General features: G+C 64.6%; 12 protein-coding genes and 2 pseudogenes. 6 read left to right on the top strand and 8 right to left on the bottom strand.

Annotated elements, in window-relative coordinates:
* Positions 1-238: 238 nt before the first annotated feature.
* From OKW30_RS23835 to OKW30_RS23825, 3 genes are all read left to right on the top strand, one after another.
* Complete coding sequence (locus OKW30_RS23835; protein ID WP_008921056.1) at positions 239-490, top strand: hypothetical protein; 252 nt, start codon at positions 239-241, stop codon at positions 488-490.
* Positions 491-896: 406 nt separating this feature from the next.
* A complete protein-coding gene (locus OKW30_RS23830; protein WP_184073079.1) occupies positions 897-1889 on the top strand; it encodes a DedA family protein/thiosulfate sulfurtransferase GlpE in 993 nt (330 codons plus the stop codon).
* Positions 1890-2007: 118 nt separating this feature from the next.
* On the top strand, positions 2008-3738 hold the full coding sequence (locus OKW30_RS23825) for an FAD-dependent oxidoreductase (RefSeq protein ID WP_429347813.1): 1731 nt from the start codon (positions 2008-2010) through the stop codon (positions 3736-3738).
* 107 nt (positions 3739-3845) lie between these two features.
* Here OKW30_RS23825 and OKW30_RS23820 read toward each other — a convergent pair whose 3' ends face one another.
* From OKW30_RS23820 to OKW30_RS23810, 3 genes are all read right to left on the bottom strand, one after another.
* Positions 3846-4103, bottom strand: coding sequence for a hypothetical protein (locus tag OKW30_RS23820; protein WP_184073075.1), 258 nt, complete (start codon positions 4101-4103; stop codon positions 3846-3848).
* A 94-nt stretch (positions 4104-4197) separates the two neighbouring features.
* On the bottom strand, positions 4198-6381 hold the full coding sequence (locus OKW30_RS23815) for a hypothetical protein (RefSeq protein ID WP_429347812.1): 2184 nt from the start codon (positions 6379-6381) through the stop codon (positions 4198-4200).
* A 262-nt stretch (positions 6382-6643) separates the two neighbouring features.
* Complete coding sequence (locus OKW30_RS23810) at positions 6644-7546, bottom strand: DMT family transporter (RefSeq protein WP_184037909.1); 903 nt, start codon at positions 7544-7546, stop codon at positions 6644-6646.
* A gap of 235 nt (positions 7547-7781) precedes the next feature.
* Between OKW30_RS23810 and OKW30_RS23805 the strand changes: the two genes are divergently transcribed.
* Positions 7782-8657, top strand: coding sequence for a helix-turn-helix domain-containing protein (locus OKW30_RS23805; protein ID WP_429347811.1), 876 nt, complete (start codon positions 7782-7784; stop codon positions 8655-8657).
* A 38-nt stretch (positions 8658-8695) separates the two neighbouring features.
* On the opposite strand, the gene OKW30_RS23800 is transcribed toward OKW30_RS23805, so the two are convergent.
* The 4 genes from OKW30_RS23800 to OKW30_RS23785 all read right to left on the bottom strand — a co-directional run bounded on the left by OKW30_RS23800 (position 8696) and on the right by OKW30_RS23785 (position 15190).
* Positions 8696-11728, bottom strand: coding sequence for an FAD-binding and (Fe-S)-binding domain-containing protein (locus OKW30_RS23800; protein ID WP_429347810.1), 3033 nt, complete (start codon positions 11726-11728; stop codon positions 8696-8698).
* A 47-nt stretch (positions 11729-11775) separates the two neighbouring features.
* Entirely contained in the window at positions 11776-12525 is a 750-nt protein-coding gene (locus OKW30_RS23795) for a 2-keto-4-pentenoate hydratase (protein WP_429347809.1), read from the bottom strand.
* Between the two features lie 3 nt (positions 12526-12528).
* Complete coding sequence (locus OKW30_RS23790; protein WP_429347808.1) at positions 12529-13815, bottom strand: MFS transporter; 1287 nt, start codon at positions 13813-13815, stop codon at positions 12529-12531.
* Positions 13816-13969: 154 nt separating this feature from the next.
* Positions 13970-15190, bottom strand: a complete 1221-nt coding sequence (locus OKW30_RS23785) for a pyridoxal-phosphate-dependent aminotransferase family protein (RefSeq protein ID WP_184073061.1) — start codon at positions 15188-15190, stop codon at positions 13970-13972.
* 170 nt (positions 15191-15360) lie between these two features.
* On the opposite strand from OKW30_RS23785, the gene OKW30_RS23780 reads away from it, so the two are divergent.
* Positions 15361-16098 (top strand): GntR family transcriptional regulator, encoded by a 738-nt coding sequence (locus OKW30_RS23780; protein ID WP_429347807.1) that lies wholly within the window; start codon positions 15361-15363, stop codon positions 16096-16098.
* 393 nt (positions 16099-16491) lie between these two features.
* On the opposite strand, the pseudogene OKW30_RS23775 reads toward OKW30_RS23780, so the two are convergent.
* A pseudogene (locus OKW30_RS23775) lies at positions 16492-16833 on the bottom strand (MFS transporter); the annotation flags it as partial.
* Here OKW30_RS23775 and OKW30_RS23770 point away from each other — a divergent pair.
* Positions 16814-16936 (top strand): annotated as a pseudogene (locus tag OKW30_RS23770) (AraC family transcriptional regulator); the annotation flags it as partial. The pseudogenes OKW30_RS23775 and OKW30_RS23770 overlap by 20 nt on opposite strands.
* Positions 16937-16956: the final 20 nt, after the last annotated feature.

Raw genomic sequence — 16956 nt, 5'->3', positions numbered from 1 at the left:
ACAAAACCCGAACGCACGACGCGCCACCGCGGGGCATGAAAAATGCGTCCGTCGCGACGAGGAGTCGCGTTAAACTGGTTGCTCGCTCCGCAACCGCGAATCCGCTAGCGGCAGCGTCACACTCGACTAAAACCCCGGCGAGACAGAGGCAGACGCGACACGGCACGACGACGCGGCAGACGGCACGCCGTCCGCCCCGTACAATGGTTCCATCACCAACGCAACAAGGACAACTTCGATGCGCATCACCGGGTCCTCCGGGTCAATGGCCCTGCTCACCGAATACGACGACGCAACGGCGCGCGAACTTCGCTCGCTGCGCCTCGAATCGACCGAAGACGGCAAAGGCATCCTGCTGATCGAGGTCGATGAGCGCAAGCCGGGCATCCATCGCGAAGTGCGCTACGAAATCACGCCCGCGGAGCTGATCGCCGCGATCCGCGCGCATGGCGCCGAGTTGCCGGGCGAGCAGCACAATCATCGTCAGTGAAGCAGGCGCGCGGCGGGTGTGACCGTCGCGTGACTCGGCAGCCTCTCGCGCCGGTTGCGTCGCGCTTCGACGCGCCAGTGCGGGATTATTCGCATTGGGCGCGCCTGCGCTCGTCGCCGTGCTTCCGTTTGTTCCGTTCACGCCGCCAATCCCCGCTTTCCTACGGGTTTTTGCAAGCGCCTTCGCGTCTCGTCGAGCGCGCTTACCCGGCCTTCAGCAACTTGTCACAAGCGGTTGCCACGCTTGTGTATCGAGGCATGCGGCGACATAGGGCGACCTGATCGCAGCCAGAAGACGGGCCAATTTCCGGGCCGGTTGCACGTCTCGAAAATACGTCCATAATCCTTGCATTCCCCTTTGCATTCCTTACCGCGCTGCGCCCGCAAGGGCCGCGGATGTTAAACCGATGCTACATGACCTCGTCGCGCAATATGGACCGGCGCTCGTCTTCCTCAATGTGCTGGCCGCCGCGCTCGGGCTGCCGGTGCCGGCCATGCCGTCGCTCGTGCTGTTCGGCGCGATGGCCGCGATGCACCCCGGCTCGGTCGGCACGCAACTGCTGCCGGTCCTCGTGCTGTCGATCTTCGCGACGCTGATCGGCGACAGCGCGTGGTACGTCGCGGGCCGCATCTACGGCGGCAATACGCTGAAGACGATCTGCCGGCTGTCGCTGTCGCGTGACACCTGCGTGAAAAAGACCGAGCGCTTCTTCGGCCGCTGGGGCGTGCGCGTGCTCGCAGTCGCGAAGTTCGTGCCGGGGCTGTCGATCGTGTCGATCCCGATGGCCGGCGCGATGGGCACGCGCTACCGCACCTTCCTCAGCTATGACGGCGTTGGTGCCGCGCTGTGGTCCGGCACCGGGCTGATCATCGGCGCGCTGTTCGCGCGGCAGATCGACATGCTGTTCGCGATTGCCGGGCGGCTCGGGCGCACGGCGGCGCTCGTCGTCGTCGCGTTGCTGGTGCTGTACGCGGTGTACCGGTGGATCCGGCGCCGTCAGTTGATCGCGAAGCTCGCGTCCGCGCGCATCGAGGTCGACGAACTCGCGAAGCTGTTCGCGGCTGACCGGGCGCCGGTCGTGTTCGACATCCGTTCGGAGGAGAAGCGCAAGCTCGATCCGTTCGTGATCCCCGGCGCGCAATTCGCCGATGAACGGCAACTCGACGACATCGTCGCCACCTACGCGCACGATCAGAAGCTCGTGATCTACTGCTCCTGCCCGAACGAGATTTCCGCGGCATGGATGGCCAAGCAGCTCAACGAAGCCGGCTTCTCCGACGTGCTGCCGCTGCGCGGCGGCATGGAAGCCTGGCGCGATTCGGGCAAGCCGGTCGACTCGCTGCCCGCGATGCCGCCGCCGGAAGTCGCGGTCGACGACATCGCGCCCAAAGCCGTTTAGCCGTAATCAGCGGCGGCATCGGCCGCCTGACGCGCGCGGCACGGCTCGTCCCGGCGTGCGAGCGCGCATCGCGTTGCCTCGCGTTCAATCGCGCAATGAATATCGAAGGAGCGGTTCAATGCTTTCGACTCAGGACGTTTCGACTCAAGAGGTGGAAGGACAGCAGGGGGTCGTCGCCGACGCGCCGTTTTCGTCGCTATCGACGCGCATGCACCAGATGTTTCCGGAGCTCAGTTGCGCCGAGATCGACCGACTCCGCCGCTTCGGCGAGGTCGGTCACTGGAAGTCCGGCGAGCTGCTGTTCGAGACCGGTCACACCGGCCCCGGCATGTTCGTGCTGCTCGAAGGGCGCGTGAAGGTCTATCAGCGTGACGGCATCGGCCGCGAAGTCTTGATCGGCGAGAAGGGCGCCGGACATTTTCTGGCCGAGGTCGGGCAACTGTCGGGCAAGCCCGCGCTCGTGAACGGCCTCGCGATCGGCCCCGTCGAAGCGCTGCTGATTCCGCCCGAGCGCCTGCGCGCGCTGATCGTCGCCGAAGCGGAACTCGGCGAGCGCATCATGCGCGCGCTGATTCTGCGGCGCGTGTCGCTGATCGAAAAGGGCGCGGGCGGGCCAATCCTGATCGGCAATAGCAGCGACGCACGGCTCGTGACGCTGCAAGGCTTCCTGTCGCGCAACGGCCATCCGCATTCCGTGATCGACGAACGCGACGAAGACGCGCTGCGTCTGATCGAGCAGTTCGCCGCGCAGCGCGAGGACCTTCCGCTCGTGATCTGCCCGGACGGCTCGGTGCTGCGTCATCCGAGCATGCCGGAGCTTGCCACTCGCTTAGGTATGCTGCCCGATCTCGACGACGCGTACGTGTACGACGTCGCGATCGTCGGCGCGGGGCCGGCGGGACTTGCCGCCGCGGTGTACGCGGCCTCCGAAGGACTTTCGGTGATCGTGCTCGACAGCCGCGCGCCGGGCGGCCAGGCGGGCGCGAGCTCGCGCATCGAAAACTACCTCGGCTTTCCGACCGGCATCTCGGGCCAGGCGCTCGCCGGCCGCGCGTTCGTGCAGGCGCAGAAGTTCGGCGCGCACGTTGCGATCCCAGTCAACGTGAAAGCGCTGCATTGCGGGCAGTCGCCGTATCGGCTCGAGCTGAAATGCGGCGGCCACATCAGCGCGCAGGCGATCGTGATCGCGAGCGGCGCCGTGTACCGGCGCCCGGCGCTCGACGGGCTCGAACGCTTCGACGGACGCGGCGTCTACTACTGGGCGTCGCCGGTCGAGGCGAAGCTGTGCAAGCGCCAGGAGGTCGTGCTGGTTGGCGGCGGCAATTCGGCCGGCCAGGCGATCGTCTATCTGGCGACGCACGCGGCCAAGGTTCACGTACTGATCCGCCGCAGCGGTTTCGAGGCGACCATGTCGCGCTATCTGATCGACCGCATCCGCTCGCTGCCGAACGTGTTCGTGCATCCGAATTCGGAAGTCGGCCGGCTCGAAGGCGATGAGGACGGGCTCGTGTCGGTCGCGCTGAAGCGGCCGCTGCCCGGCGGCGTCGATCACTTCGACACCCGGCATCTGTTTCTGTTCACCGGCGCGGACCCGAACACCGAATGGCTGCGTACCTGCGGCGTGCAGCTCGACGCGAAAGGCTTCGTGCTGACCGGCATCAGCGCGGATGGCTCGGCCACCGCGTGCGATCTCGGGACCACGGTCGAAGGCGTCTATGCGATCGGCGATGCGCGTGCCGGCTCGACGAAACGCGTGGCCGCGGCGGTCGGCGAAGGCGCGGCCGTGGTCGCGCAGATTCACCAGTTGCTGGCGCAGACGAGCGGTGAAGAGGTGGCGCTCGGGGCGTGAGCCTCAGAGAGCATGAAAAAAGCGCACGGTGAGTTACACAGTGCGCTTTTGTATAACAGACGGCACGACGGTTGCGCCGGAGCGGACCCGCGTGTTCAGCGGTCCACTCAGCGGTCCAACTTCGCGCGCAACTCGCGCGCGGCCTCCAGCAGTCCCTCGTAACCCGAACGTGCGTGCTCCGGCAGATCGGGATCGCCGACCAGTGCGCCGAGCGTTTCGATCAGACTGTACACAATGCCTTTCGCGGCGCCCGATGCAATGCCGCCAGACGACACCTGCTGATCGACGTGACTGAGCGCCGCGTCGAGCTGCTCGATCTCGGGACGATCGTCGGGGGGCGGCTTGGGAGAAACGTCTTGCGTCATGATCGAACATCGCTCCATTGAGTGCATCGGTAAAGTTGTTATATACCGATCGTGCGCCGCCGTCTATTCGTGTTCGGCGCGACAGCGATCCACGTCAAGGCGTCCAGCGATACATCAGCAGCTTCGCGCGCGCGTCGTCTTCGACCAGCACCACGTACTCGCCGTTATCGCGCTGCACCGCGCTGATGCCGAGATACACGTCGACCCAGCCGCTCGTGCCGCCGACGCTCGCGCCCGGCGTCATGTAACCGACCGCCGTGCCGTTGCGCGCGTCGTAGACGTCGATGCGATCGGTGTAGAGCTCCGCAACGAAGATATAGTTGCCCGCCACCGCGACGCCGACCGTGGTGGTCTGCGGATCGCTTTGCGTGTTCCACGGCAGCGAGACCGTGTATGTCAGCGTCGGGTTGCCGCTGCTCCAGTTGTCGTAGCGGGCCAGCACCGGACCCGCTTCCTTCCAGTGCGTCGGGTCCCACGGAATCGCACTCGTGAAACCGGACAGATACATCGTGTCGGTCGCTGCGACGTAGACGAGTCGCGCGAGCCGCGTGAATGGCGCGGGCATCGCGAACATCTTCGCACTCGCGTACGTGTAGATCGGATTGCCGGCGGAGTCGAGACCTTGCAGCGGCATCTCGCGCACGCCGCTCAATGGCGTGGCAAGCCACACGTTGCCGGGTTCGTCGACCCACCAGAAGCCGTCGCCGACCGTGCTGCCGGTCGACGGATTGCCGCTGATCTCGCTCGCGTCGACGGCGCCATTGCCATTGCTGTCGCGCCACAGCCATTCGCCGTACGTCGGTTGCGCGGCGGGCCATGCGCCGGGCAGCGGATTCTGCGCGAGCATCCCCGACGGTATCGCGATCTCGCCATGCGCGGCATCGAAGCGATAGACGTTCAGATAGTGCGCGCCCGGATCGAGCGTATAGAGAAAGCGCTGGCCATCGAATCTGCGCACCATCGGTTCGCCACGCACGCCGCGCGGCTCGTGAAAGGCGGGATCGTCGGGGTAGTCGAAGCGATCGAGCGTGAACGCCGCATACGACCATTCGTGGCCGACCGGCTGCCTGTAATCGAGCGTGAAGCGCTTCGAACCCGTGTAGATGGAAGCGGGCGTGGCCGGGTCGAACGCGCCGCTATCGACGAAGCTCAGACCGTAGAGCCGCCAGTTGAGCACGCGCGTGCCGTACACGTAGCTCTCCAGCACTGCGCCCTGCCCTACGGATGCCGAGCCGAGCGCGCGCGGTCCCTCGCCGTTTTGCGCGACGTACAGATTGCCGGCCGCGTCGACGCCGATGCCGGTGATGCCGTTGAAACGCGTATCGCCGGGCACGCCGCGCACCGGGTGGAAAATGCCGTTGCGCGTGCCGATCGACGCGCCCGCCTGCATCTGGCCGCCAGCGCCCTTGTTGAACACGAGGATCTGCTGCGAAACGCCGTTGTCGGCGACCAGCAGTTGGCCGGATGGCGTCACTGTGAGGTCGCTCGGCACGGTGCCGGCGGGCAGCGTCAATGGACCGGCGAGCGCGGTGCCGTCGGCGCGGTAGTGCAGGATGCTCAGATTGGCTGTGCCGAAGCCGCTGATGATCCACAACGTCGAGTCGGTGTCGATCGCGATGCGGGCCGGCGACGCGACGCTCCACGAACGCAGCGGCTGCATGGACTGCGCGTCGTACACGGCGATCCGGTTGCCGTACGTGTCGGCCACGTAGAGCTCGCTGTCGGTTGCGGCGAGGCCGCGAATGCTCGCGTCGGTGCCAGTCTTCACCGTATCGACCGCGACGAAACTGTTCTTCGTCGCATTCGCGCTATTGCCGATGCCGCCGGAAAACGGCGCGCCGGTCGCGAGATTCGCAAGCGTGCGTCGCGTGATGCCGTACCAGGTCTGATTGGCCGGCGGATAATCGGCGCCGACCAGCGCATTGTTCTCGTTGCCGATCGACATCGCCGCATAGAGGTACGTCTGGTTGACGGCCACCGCGTCGCCGCCGGCCGCGCCCCAGCCATGCGTCGAGCCGGCCACCGCGAGCTTGTCGCCCGCGCGATAGGCGGCGATTTCACTGCCGCTTTCGTCCCACGGCGCATTCGTATAAACGGTGCCATTGGCGCCGACGCTAATGGCCTGAATATCCTGCTGCATCCATTTGCCGTCGCCGAATCCGAAACTATTACCGATCCATGAGGTCGTGTAATTCAATTGGGATTGCGCGGAAACATTCGGCGAGATCAGGCTGTGGATTAACACCACGGCCAAGCCAAGGCGGGAGAAAGGCTTCACGGCAGTCGATCCTTGCGAGGTGCGAGACGCGCACATCAGATTTGGCGTTTTATCCTCTCATATAAAAATAGTAAATTTATTGATAAAAAAATGATTATTGAATGCCGATTCATTCAATTCATTCCATTTGCATCGAATCATGTTTCCGACACAATCTTTCCTTCACGAAACCGGTAAAAACCGGTTCCCGTAAAGACTCACCGATCAGAGATTCAGTCGCTTTTTCTGCTCCTGTAAATCCTCACCTTGAGCGAGACGCTCATCATGTACGCGCCGCCCGGCGACGCTCGAAAATCCGCCGCGTCAGATCGAACGCCACCAGATTGCCGGCCACCACGAGCATTAGACCGACCACCGCGAGCGCTGACCACCGATAGCCCTCGAACAGCGTCGATGCCGCGAGCGCGACGATCGGAAACAGCACCGTGCAATAGGCGGCCCGCTCCGGGCCCATACGGCCGACGAGCATCAAGTACGCCGTAAAGCCGATCACCGAGCCGAACACCACGAGATACGCGAGCGCACCGAGATAGCGCGCCGACGGTTCCACCGCGAACGAATAGCCGGCGAACAGACTACCGAGCGTCAGGACGGCAGCACCGATCAGCATCGCCCAGCTGTTGGTCGCGAACGGATGCAGGCCCATCGACTGCATGCGGCTCGACAGCAGGTTGCCGGCCGAGAAGCACAGCGTGCCGAGAAACGCGACGCCGAGCCCGAGCCATGCGGTGTGGTCGCCGAGATGCCCGGCCATCTGCTGCACGAACAGACAGACGATGCCGACGAGCCCGAGCAACGCACCCGCAATCGCGCTCGGCTGCAGAGGCCGGCCCATGAACAGCCGCCCGTTGATCGAGTTCAGCAGCGGCGCGGTCGAGAACACCACCGCGACGAGCCCGCTCGGCACGAGCTGTTCGGCGTAGTAGAAGCACAGGAAATTCAGGCAGAACAGCGCGAGACCCTGCGCGGCGAGGTAGCGCCAGGCGTCGCGCGGCGGCCAGATCGGGCGGCGCATGATGCGCGCCAGTGCGAACATCAGCAGCGCGGCGATCCAGAAACGCCACGCAATCGATACCGGTGGCGGCACCGCGCCGAGTTGCCATTTGATTGCGATCCACGTGGTGCCCCAGATCAGCACGGTGATGGCATAAAGGAGGAGATTCATGGTCGGGCCTCAGACTGCAATGACGGACTGCGATGACGCGCAGCATGGAAGAAAGCCCGACTATGGAACCGCGCCGCCGCCCGCAATTGTCCAAAATTGCGCACTTTTTCGCGCCGATGCGCAGGCTGACGGGACGCGCCGTATACTGGCCGCTCAACCAGCACCGTACACCGGAAAACCTCCGCGCGCCGCCGTGAACCCCACCCCGTCCGTCCCCGTGATATCCACCGCCGGCATGCCTTTTGGCCTGCAGTCGGTCTGTCACACGCTCGCCAGTGCGAACGCGCATCTGGACCGCTTCGCGTGGCTCGGCGACGGACTCGCGATCGCGCTATGGACTCGCGACACGAAGGAGGACGAGACCGTCTACGAACGGCCCGGCCATCACACGCTGTCGTGCTATCTGGACGGCGGCTATCGCACCGAGCGCCAGAAAATGCCGGGCCACTACGGCGCGCCGTCGCGGCTGTGCGCACTGCCCGGCGATCACGAATCGCGCTGGTGGGTGCGCGGCCACATGCACTTCATGCATCTGTACTTCCTGCCCGAGCACTTCACGCGACGCGCGGTGCAGGAGCTCGACCGCGAACCGCGCGAACTGACGCTCGCCGATCGCACCTATTTCGAGGACCCGCGCATTGCGCGTCTGTGTCAGTCGCTCGTCAACGAGGAGTGGGAAAGTCCCGACGCTCTGCTGCGCACCAACGAGACCGCGCACGAAGTGTTGAGCCTGCTATTGCGCGGCCAAGGCGTACGGCGCGCGAACGTGGCGCTGAAAGGCGGGCTGTCGGCCGCGACGCGGCGCCGCCTGCGCGACTATATCGACATTCATCTTGCGCAGCCGTTGACGCTCGGGGAGTTGTCGGGTGTCGCGGCGCTGTCGGAGTTTCATCTTGCGCGGATGTTTCGCGAGTCGTTCGGGTTGCCGCCCGCCGCCTGGATCGCGCGGCAGCGGCTCGATCGCGCGCGCACGCTGCTGCGCACGACGACGTTGCCGCTCGCGCAGATCGCCGGGCAGTGTGGCTATGCGAACGCGAGTCACTTTAGTCACCGGTTTCGCGAGGCTGTCGGGGTAACGCCGAGTGGGTTCCGGCAGGCTATCGGTGTTTGAGATTCGCGTTTGAGTTTCGCTTTGCGGTTAGCTCCGTGTCATCGCAGCGCCATCGCCAGCACGCGCGCGACGTGGATCGCGTCGACGCCCGCGCCGTCGTGAATCTGATGCCGGCAGCTAGTGCCGTCGGCGACCATCAGCGTGGCCGCGTCCAGCTTGCGCACCGCGGGTAGCAGCGACAGCTCGGCCATCGCCTGCGAGCTCGCGTAGTGCTCCGCTTCATAGCCGAAGCTGCCGGCCATGCCGCAGCACGACGATTCGACCGTCGATACCTTCAATTCGGGAATCCACTTCAGCACGGTCTGCACCGGCGTGAATGCGTCGAACGCCTTCTGATGGCAATGGCCGTGCACGAGTGCCTGCTGCATCGGCAGCGGCTTCAATTCGAGCTGCAATCGTCCGGCCTTTTCTTCGCGCACGAGGAATTCCTCGAATAGAAACGCGTGCTGCGCGAGGCGCTGCGCCTCTTCGCCGAAACCGTACTGCAGGAATTCATCGCGCAACGACAGCAGACACGATGGCTCCAACCCCACCACCGGCACGCCACGTTCGACGAACGGCCTGAACAGCTCGAGCATGCGCCGCGCTTCCTCTTTCGCTTCGTCGACGAGACCCGCCGCGAGAAACGTGCGGCCGCAACACACCGGACGCTCTCCCGGGCGTGCATTGAAGTGGACCGTGTAGCCCGCCGCTTCGAGCACCTGTTGCGCGGCGCGCGCGTTGTCGGGCTCTAGGTGATTGTTGAAGGTATCGACGAACAGCAGGACTTCTTTCAGCGCGCACGCCTGCGCAGCGTTGCGTGCAGGCTTCGCGGACACCGCATCGGCCAGAAACGCCTTCTTGAACCGCGGCAAACTCCGCTCGGTCGCGAAGCCGACCGAGCGCTTGAACCACGTCGACAGCACCGGCACGTTGTCCGCGAGCGCCAGCAGCCTCGGCATGCGGCTCGCCGCGCCCGCATAGCGCGGCATGAACGCGACGAGCCTGTCGCGCAGCCGCACCCCATGCGTCTTGACACGCGCCGCCCGCGCCTCGATCTTGAACTTCGCCATATCGACGCCGGTCGGGCAATCGCGCTTGCAGCCCTTGCACGATACGCACAGGTCGAGCGCTTCCTTCACGTCATCGCTCGCGAGCCCGCTTTCGCCGAGCTGCCCCGAAATCGCGAGCCGCAACGTGTTGGCCCGCCCGCGCGTCAAATGTTGCTCGTCCTTCGTCACGCGATAGCTGGGGCACATCGTGCCCGCGTCGAACTTGCGACAGTGGCCGTTGTTGTTGCACATCTCGACCGCTTTCGCGAGGCCGCCGCTCAGATCGTCGCCGCTGCCGGGCGCGCTTTCTTCTCCCGTCAGCGGGTCGCGCTTCACGTTCCACGTCGACCAGTCGAGCGCCGTTTCGATGCGCTGTTCGCGATAGCCCGGCGCAAAGCGGAAATTGCGCGCGTCGTCCATCTTCGGCGGACGCACGATCCTGTCGGGATTGAAGCGGTTGTCCGGATCGAACAATGCCTTGATCTCGCTGAACGCCTGGTTGAGCCGCGGCCCGTATTGCCATGCGACCCATTCGCCACGGCATAGCCCATCGCCATGCTCGCCGGAATACGCGCCCTTGTACTCGCGCACGAGCGCGGCCGCTTCCTCGGCGATCGCGCGCATTTTTGTCGCCCCGTCGCGGCGCATGTCGAGAATCGGCCGCACGTGCAGCGTACCGACGCTCGCATGCGCGTACCACGTGCCTTCGGTGCCGTGGCGATGAAACACGTCGGTCAGCCGGCTCGTGTAGTCGGCCAGATGTTCGAGCGGCACCGCGCAATCTTCGATGAAAGACACCGGCTTGCCGTCGCCCTTCATGCTCATCATGATGTTGAGACCAGCCTTGCGCACTTCCCACAGCGCTTTTTGCGCATTTGCGTCCGCCATCTCGACGACCGCATCGGGCAGGCCCAACTCGCCCATCAACTCCGTGAGCTGCTTCAGCGACGCGAGCTGCGCGTCGCGATCCTCGCCCGCGAATTCGACGAGCAGAATCGCCTGCGGCTCGCCGACCAGCGCCTTCTCGATCACCGGACGAAACGCGGGATTGCTCAACGCGAGATCGATCATCGTGCGATCGACGAGTTCGACAGCGACCGGCTTCAGCTTGACGATGTGCTGCGTGAGCGCCATCGACTGCCGGAAGGTCGGAAAGTTGACCACGCCAAGCGCCTTGTGCGCGGGCAGCGGCGCGAGCTTCAAGGTGATCTGCCGGCTGAATGCGAGCGTGCCTTCCGAGCCGACCAGCAGATGCGCGAGGTTCGCGCTGCCGTCATCGGTATAGGCGCGCGGATTCTGGCAATCGAACAGATCGATGTTGTAGCCCGCGACGCGGCGCAGCACCTTCGGCACGCGCGCGATGATTTCGTCACGCTCGCGCTGCGCGATCCGCGTGACGCCCGCAACGATCTGCTGCAAGCGCTCACCTTGCGGCGGCTCGCGCAGCGACGCGAAGCGCGCTTCGCTGCCGTCGGCGAGAATCGCGTCGATCGCGTCGACGTTGTGCACCATGTTGCCGTACTCGATCGAGCGCGAGCCGCACGAGTTGTTGCCGGCCATGCCGCCGATCGTGCACTGGGCAGCCGTCGATACATCGACCGGGAACCACAGTCCATGCGGCTTCAGCCACGCGTTCAGATGATCGAGCACGACGCCGGGCTCGACCGTCACGGTGCGCGCGCCGGCATCGAACGCGACGATGTTGTTGAGCCACTTGCTCGTATCGACCACCAGCGCTTCGCCGACCGTCTGCCCACACTGGCTCGTGCCCGCGCCGCGCGCGAGCAGCGGTACTTTCTCGCTGCGCGCGATCTCGAGCGCGATGCGCAGATCGTCCTGATCGCGCGGCACCACGACGCCGACCGGCGTGATCTGATAGATCGACGCATCGGTCGCGTAGCGGCCGCGGCTGGCGAGATCGAACAGCACGTCGCCGCGCAGCGCTTTGCGCAGATGCTGCGCGAGCGGACTCGTTGCGCGCGCGGCGGACGGGACCAGATGGATCGGCTTGACGAGCAAGCCCGCAGTGGGATTCGTCATTTCGTCGGCCTGTGAGGAGCGCGCCTGAACCGCGCAGCTCGAATTACCTAGTACAGCGTCAGATGCACCGGCGCGAGTCCTTCGATATGCGCGCTCACGTCGCCCGCCTCGCGCGGAAAGAACATGCCGGTGTACGAACCGGCGGTGATCACCATCTCCGGCGTCACCGCAATGCCGCGCGAACTCGCGTGATTGACGAGCCACGTCAACAGCCGCCGCGGATCGCCGGCCGGATTCGCGGGCGTCGTTTCGACGACATTGCCTCCGTTGAACGCGAAACGCAGCGACGGCGCGACGAACGGAAAATCCTCGCGATACCGTGTGAATTCACCGACGATCAGCGCGCCGTGATTTTGCAGGTCCGCGAGCTGCTCGAGTTTGTCGATGGCGGGCCACGCGGCATGGCGGCTCGCGACGATCTCGATGGTCGCGCCGATCGAGCCGATGCCCGCGAGCACTTCGTCCTCGCCGTACGGTTTCGTGGACGGCTCGAAACGCCGGCCGAAACGGAACGCGACTTCGAGTTCGAGCCCGAGCGGCGCGAAGCCTTCGCGCGACAGACGCTCGCCGTCGGCGTGCAGATCGGTGTCGGGCAATGGCGCGCCTTGAATCGGTCCGCTCGCCGATTTCGCGCCGATCTTCCAGCCGCCGATTCGCGCGCCGCATGCGCTCAAGATTTCGTGCTGGATTGCGTAGGCCGCGTCGGCATCGGAAGGAAGCAGCTCCGGCGGCAACGTATCGAGCACCGTACGACTGCGACGCGCATCGGCAAGCAGCTGACTCAATGATGAAGTCATGTTTTACACGCCCATCCGTGTGGAAACGTGCGCCTTCTCCGACGCGCCAACTTCGAAGCGGCTCTCCGGCTGCATGCGGAACGCGAGCACGACGCCGATGCCCATCAGCAACATGCTGCCCACGAACGGCAGATCCCAGTTGCCAAAGCGGTCGATCAGAAAGCCGCCCATCACCGGCGAGATGATCGCGGCGAGCGCCGAGCCCGTGTTCATCATGCCGCTCGCGGTGCCGGCGAAGTCCGGCGCGATATCCATCGGGATCGCCCACATCGGGCCGATCGTCATCTCGGCGAAGAAGAAGCCCGACGCGAGACAGGCAATCGACAGCGTCAGGTCATGCGTGAACATCAGAGGAATCAGCGACAGCAGGCAGAACAGCATGCACACCGACACCATCCAGCTGCGCGCGCGTTTGAGGCTGCCGGTGCGCTTGAAGATCGCATCGGTGACGATGCCGCCGAGCGTGTCGCCGATCACGCCCGCGAAGAACACGACCGACGCGAAGATCGCCGACTTCTGCAATTGCAGATGGTGGTTATGCAGGAAGTACAGCGGAATCCAGCTCAGGAACAGCCACAGCGTCCAGCCGTAGCAGAAGTAGACGATCGTGACCGGCGTCATGCGGCGAAACAGCTTGCCCCACGGCAGGCCGCAGACTTTCGGCTTCGGCGTGGGCAGCACCGCAAGTTCCTCGGGCGTGATGCGCGGATGATCTTTCGGATGCTCGGTGAATGTGAGCGCCCACATGACCACCCACACCAGACTCAGCGCGCCGCAGATAAAGAACGATTCGCGCCAGCCCCAGTTGGTCATCACGATCACGATGAGCGCCGGCGCGACCGCGTTGCCGACTCGCGACGCCGCGTGCGTGATGCCCTGCGCGAAGCCGCGCTTTTCTTTCGCGACCCAGCGCGACATCGCCGACGTTGCAGCCGGGAACGTCGCGCCTTCACCGAAACCGAGCACGAGCCGCGCGGCGAGCAACGAAGCGAGCCCGCCCGCGAAGCCCGTGAACACCGTCGCGAGACCCCAGATGGCGCCACAGAACAGCAGCGTGCGTCGCGCGCCGAAGCGATCGCTTACCCAGCCGCCGATCACCTGAAACAGCAGATACGGATACGCGAAGGCCGAGAACACGAGCCCGACCTGCGTATGCGTGAGATTGAATTCCTTGCCGAAACCCGCCGCCGCGGTGCTGACGTTTACGCGATCGAGGTACGTGATGAAGTACATGATGCAGAGCATCACTAGAACGATACTGGTCGCACTGGTCAAACGAAACCGCTTCATCGTCTCTCTCCATGGCATGTGTCGACGGCGCGTCTGAAGTGGCGCGCTGCGTCGTCGCCCGTCGGCCGCGAGAGCCGCTATGGACGCATTGCATGTTGTTCTGGCCGCGTTCTGCGCGCGGCTCGATGAGGGAAGCGCTCCCTGCGCCCGACAATCAGGCCGCGGCCTTCAATCCCGGCGTCTTCGGTGCCTGGCTCAGCCACTCCATCGCGGCCGGCATGCCGCTTTCCTTGAGCGGCACGCCAGCAAGCCGCAGACCCATTTCGCAGCCAGCCAGTGTGGCGAGCAGCATCAGATCGTTGCAATCGCCAAGATGGCCGATGCGGAACATGCGGCCTTTCATCTTGCCGAGGCCCGTGCCGAGCGACATGTCGAAGCGTTCGTAGATCAGCTTGCGCACCGCGTCGGCATCGACGCCGTCGGGCATCATCACGCCCGTCAGCACCGGGCTATAGACGGCGGGATCGGCACACTGGATGTCGAGCCCCCACGCGCGCACCGCGCGGCGCGTCGCTTCGGCGAGCCGCTCGTGGCGCGCGAACACGTTGTCGAGCCCTTCGCCGAGAATCATTTCGATCGCTTCATGCAGCCCGTACAGCAGGTTCGTGTTCGGCGTGTACGGCCAGTAGCCGGATTTGTTCATCTCGACGATTTCCGTCCAGTCCCAGAAGCTGCGCGGCAGCTTCGCGTGCTGGCTGGCGGCCATCGCCTTCGGCGAGATCGCGTTGAAGCTAATGCCCGGCGGCAGCATCAAGCCCTTTTGCGAGCCCGACACGGTCACGTCGACACCCCACTCGTCATGACGATAATCAGCGCACGCGAGACCGGAGATCGTGTCGACGAGCAGCAGCGCCGGATGGCCCGCGGCGTCGATCGCGCGACGCACGGCGGCGATGTCGGACGTGACGCCGGTCGAGGTTTCGTTGTGCACGACGCAGACCGCCTTGATCGCATGCTGCGTGTCGGCGCGCAGACGCTCTTCGATCATCTGCGGCTGCACGCCGCGCCGCCAGCCTTCGATGCCTGGCAGCCCCAGGAATTCGGGCTTCAGGCCAAGCTGCACGGCCATTTTTTTCCACAACGTCGCGAAGTGGCCGGTCTCGAACATCAGCACGTGATCGCCGGGGCTCAGCGTATTCGACAATGCGGCTTCCCATGCGCCCGTGCCGGACGCCGGATAGATGACGACCGGCTGCTGCGTCTTGAAGATCTTCTTGATGCCGTCGAGCACCTTGAGACCCAGCTCGCCGAATTCGGGTCCGCGATGGTCGATGGTCGGATAGCTCATCGCGCGAAGGATGCGATCCGGCACCGGACTCGGCCCCGGAATCTGCAGGAAGTGACGGCCAGCGGGATGAAAATCTAGCTTCAGCATCGAACTCCTCCAATTGAATTTTGCATGCAAAAAACTATATCAGAGGAACCGTGATGCTCCCAAGACGAAAATTGGCCTCTAAGGCCCGTGTTTACCCGCGTGTGCGCATGGATTAACTAATCGATATGGTTCCGATAAAATCCTATTCATATGAAGCTGAGGGTTTTTGTATGCAAAATTCGCATCTCGACGCGGGTCTGACCGCTGCCCCGCTGATGCCGAAGGTCGAGCGTCAGCGCCTGCACGACACGGTGGTGGAGCACATCCGCCGCTTTATCGTCGAGGGAGCGCTGCAGCCCGGCAAGAAACTGAACGAGCGGGAGTTGTGCGAAACGCTCGGCATTTCGCGCACGCCGCTGCGCGAGGCGCTGAAGGTGCTGGCTGCCGAAGGTTTGATCGAGATTTCGCCGAACCGGGGCGCGTCGGTATCGAAGATGTCGGAAGCGGAGGTGCGTGAGACCTTCGAGCTAATGAGCGGCCTCGAAGCGTTTTCCGGCGAACTCGCGGCCGAGCGCATCACCGCGGCCGAACTCGCAGAGATCAAGGCGCTGCATTACGCGATGCTGGCGTGCCGCGCGCAGAACGATCTGCCGGGCTACTACAGTCGCAACCAGGCGATCCACGACAAGATCAACGAAGCGGCGAGAAATTCGGCGCTGCGGCAGACGTATGTGTCGGTCAACCGGCGGCTGCAGGCGCTGCGCTTTCGCTCGAACTATCAGACGCCGAAGTGGGACCGCGCGATTCACGATCACGATGAAATGCTGAAGGCGCTCGAGGCTCGCGACGGCAAGAAGCTCAGCGCGATTTTGCGGCAGCATCTGCTCGATAAGCGGGATGCGGTTTTGCAGGTGCAGGTGCAGGCGCAGGAGGAGGTGGTCGCTTCGGCCTCCGGGTTGAAGGCGTGATGCGGACAACTGATTCCGAATCCCGCTCCTCGCCACTCCGTCGGCAACAAAACTTGTCCACCTAAATTGTTGGCAAGCCTGTGGACAACCTTCGCACAGCGAGCTTAAGTGCTTGAAGCATGAGAACTATCCGCGCGCGGTGCACGCGTAGGCAGTGAGCGTCGCTGTGGAGTCCGTGATACTGGCGAGTGGGCTTCGCAAGGATGCCGTTTCACTCGCGCCGACCTCGAAGTCCAGTTGTCCACATAATTTGGGAACAAGCTTGTGGACAACCTGCGCACAGGCCTGCCAAGTGTTTGATACGGCAGGCCTATCGTGCGCGGATGCGGGAGCGGGCAGCGGCGCGGCACCTCACGCGATGCAAGCCAACGGCCGCGCCCTCCACCCTCGATTTCACTGCGTCGTTTCACGACTGCGCAACGACTCCGGCAACCCATACAGCACGATCAGCGCGCACACCACGCTCATCGCGCCGATCACATACAGCGCCGGCGTCGTGCTGCCGGTCAGATCCTTCACACGTCCGACCATCACCGGGCTCACGATCCCGCCGAGTTGCCCGAGCGTGTTGATCAACGCGATACCGCCCGCGGCGCCCGCGCCCGTCAGCAGCTTTGGCGGCAGCGCCCAGAATGCCGGGATCGACGCGACCACGCCCGCGCCCATCACGGCAAGCGCGACCACCAGCAAGGTGGTCTGCTTGTCGAAGAATCCCGCGGCGAAGAAGCCGAGCGCCTACGATTGCGGCTTCGGCACCGCCGACCGCATGCGCATCGTGTTTACGAAGCGGCTTGGCGTGACGCCGATGCGGTATCGCGAGCGCTTTCGCCCGGTGTGAATACGGCGTGAGAAAATCGT

Origin of the sequence: Paraburkholderia sp. Clong3 (assembly GCF_050436485.1) — a bacterium.
GTDB lineage: Bacteria > Pseudomonadota > Gammaproteobacteria > Burkholderiales > Burkholderiaceae > Paraburkholderia > Paraburkholderia tuberum.
Note: the sequence above shows the minus strand (reverse complement) of the source record. Positions and strands in the feature narration are given on the sequence as shown.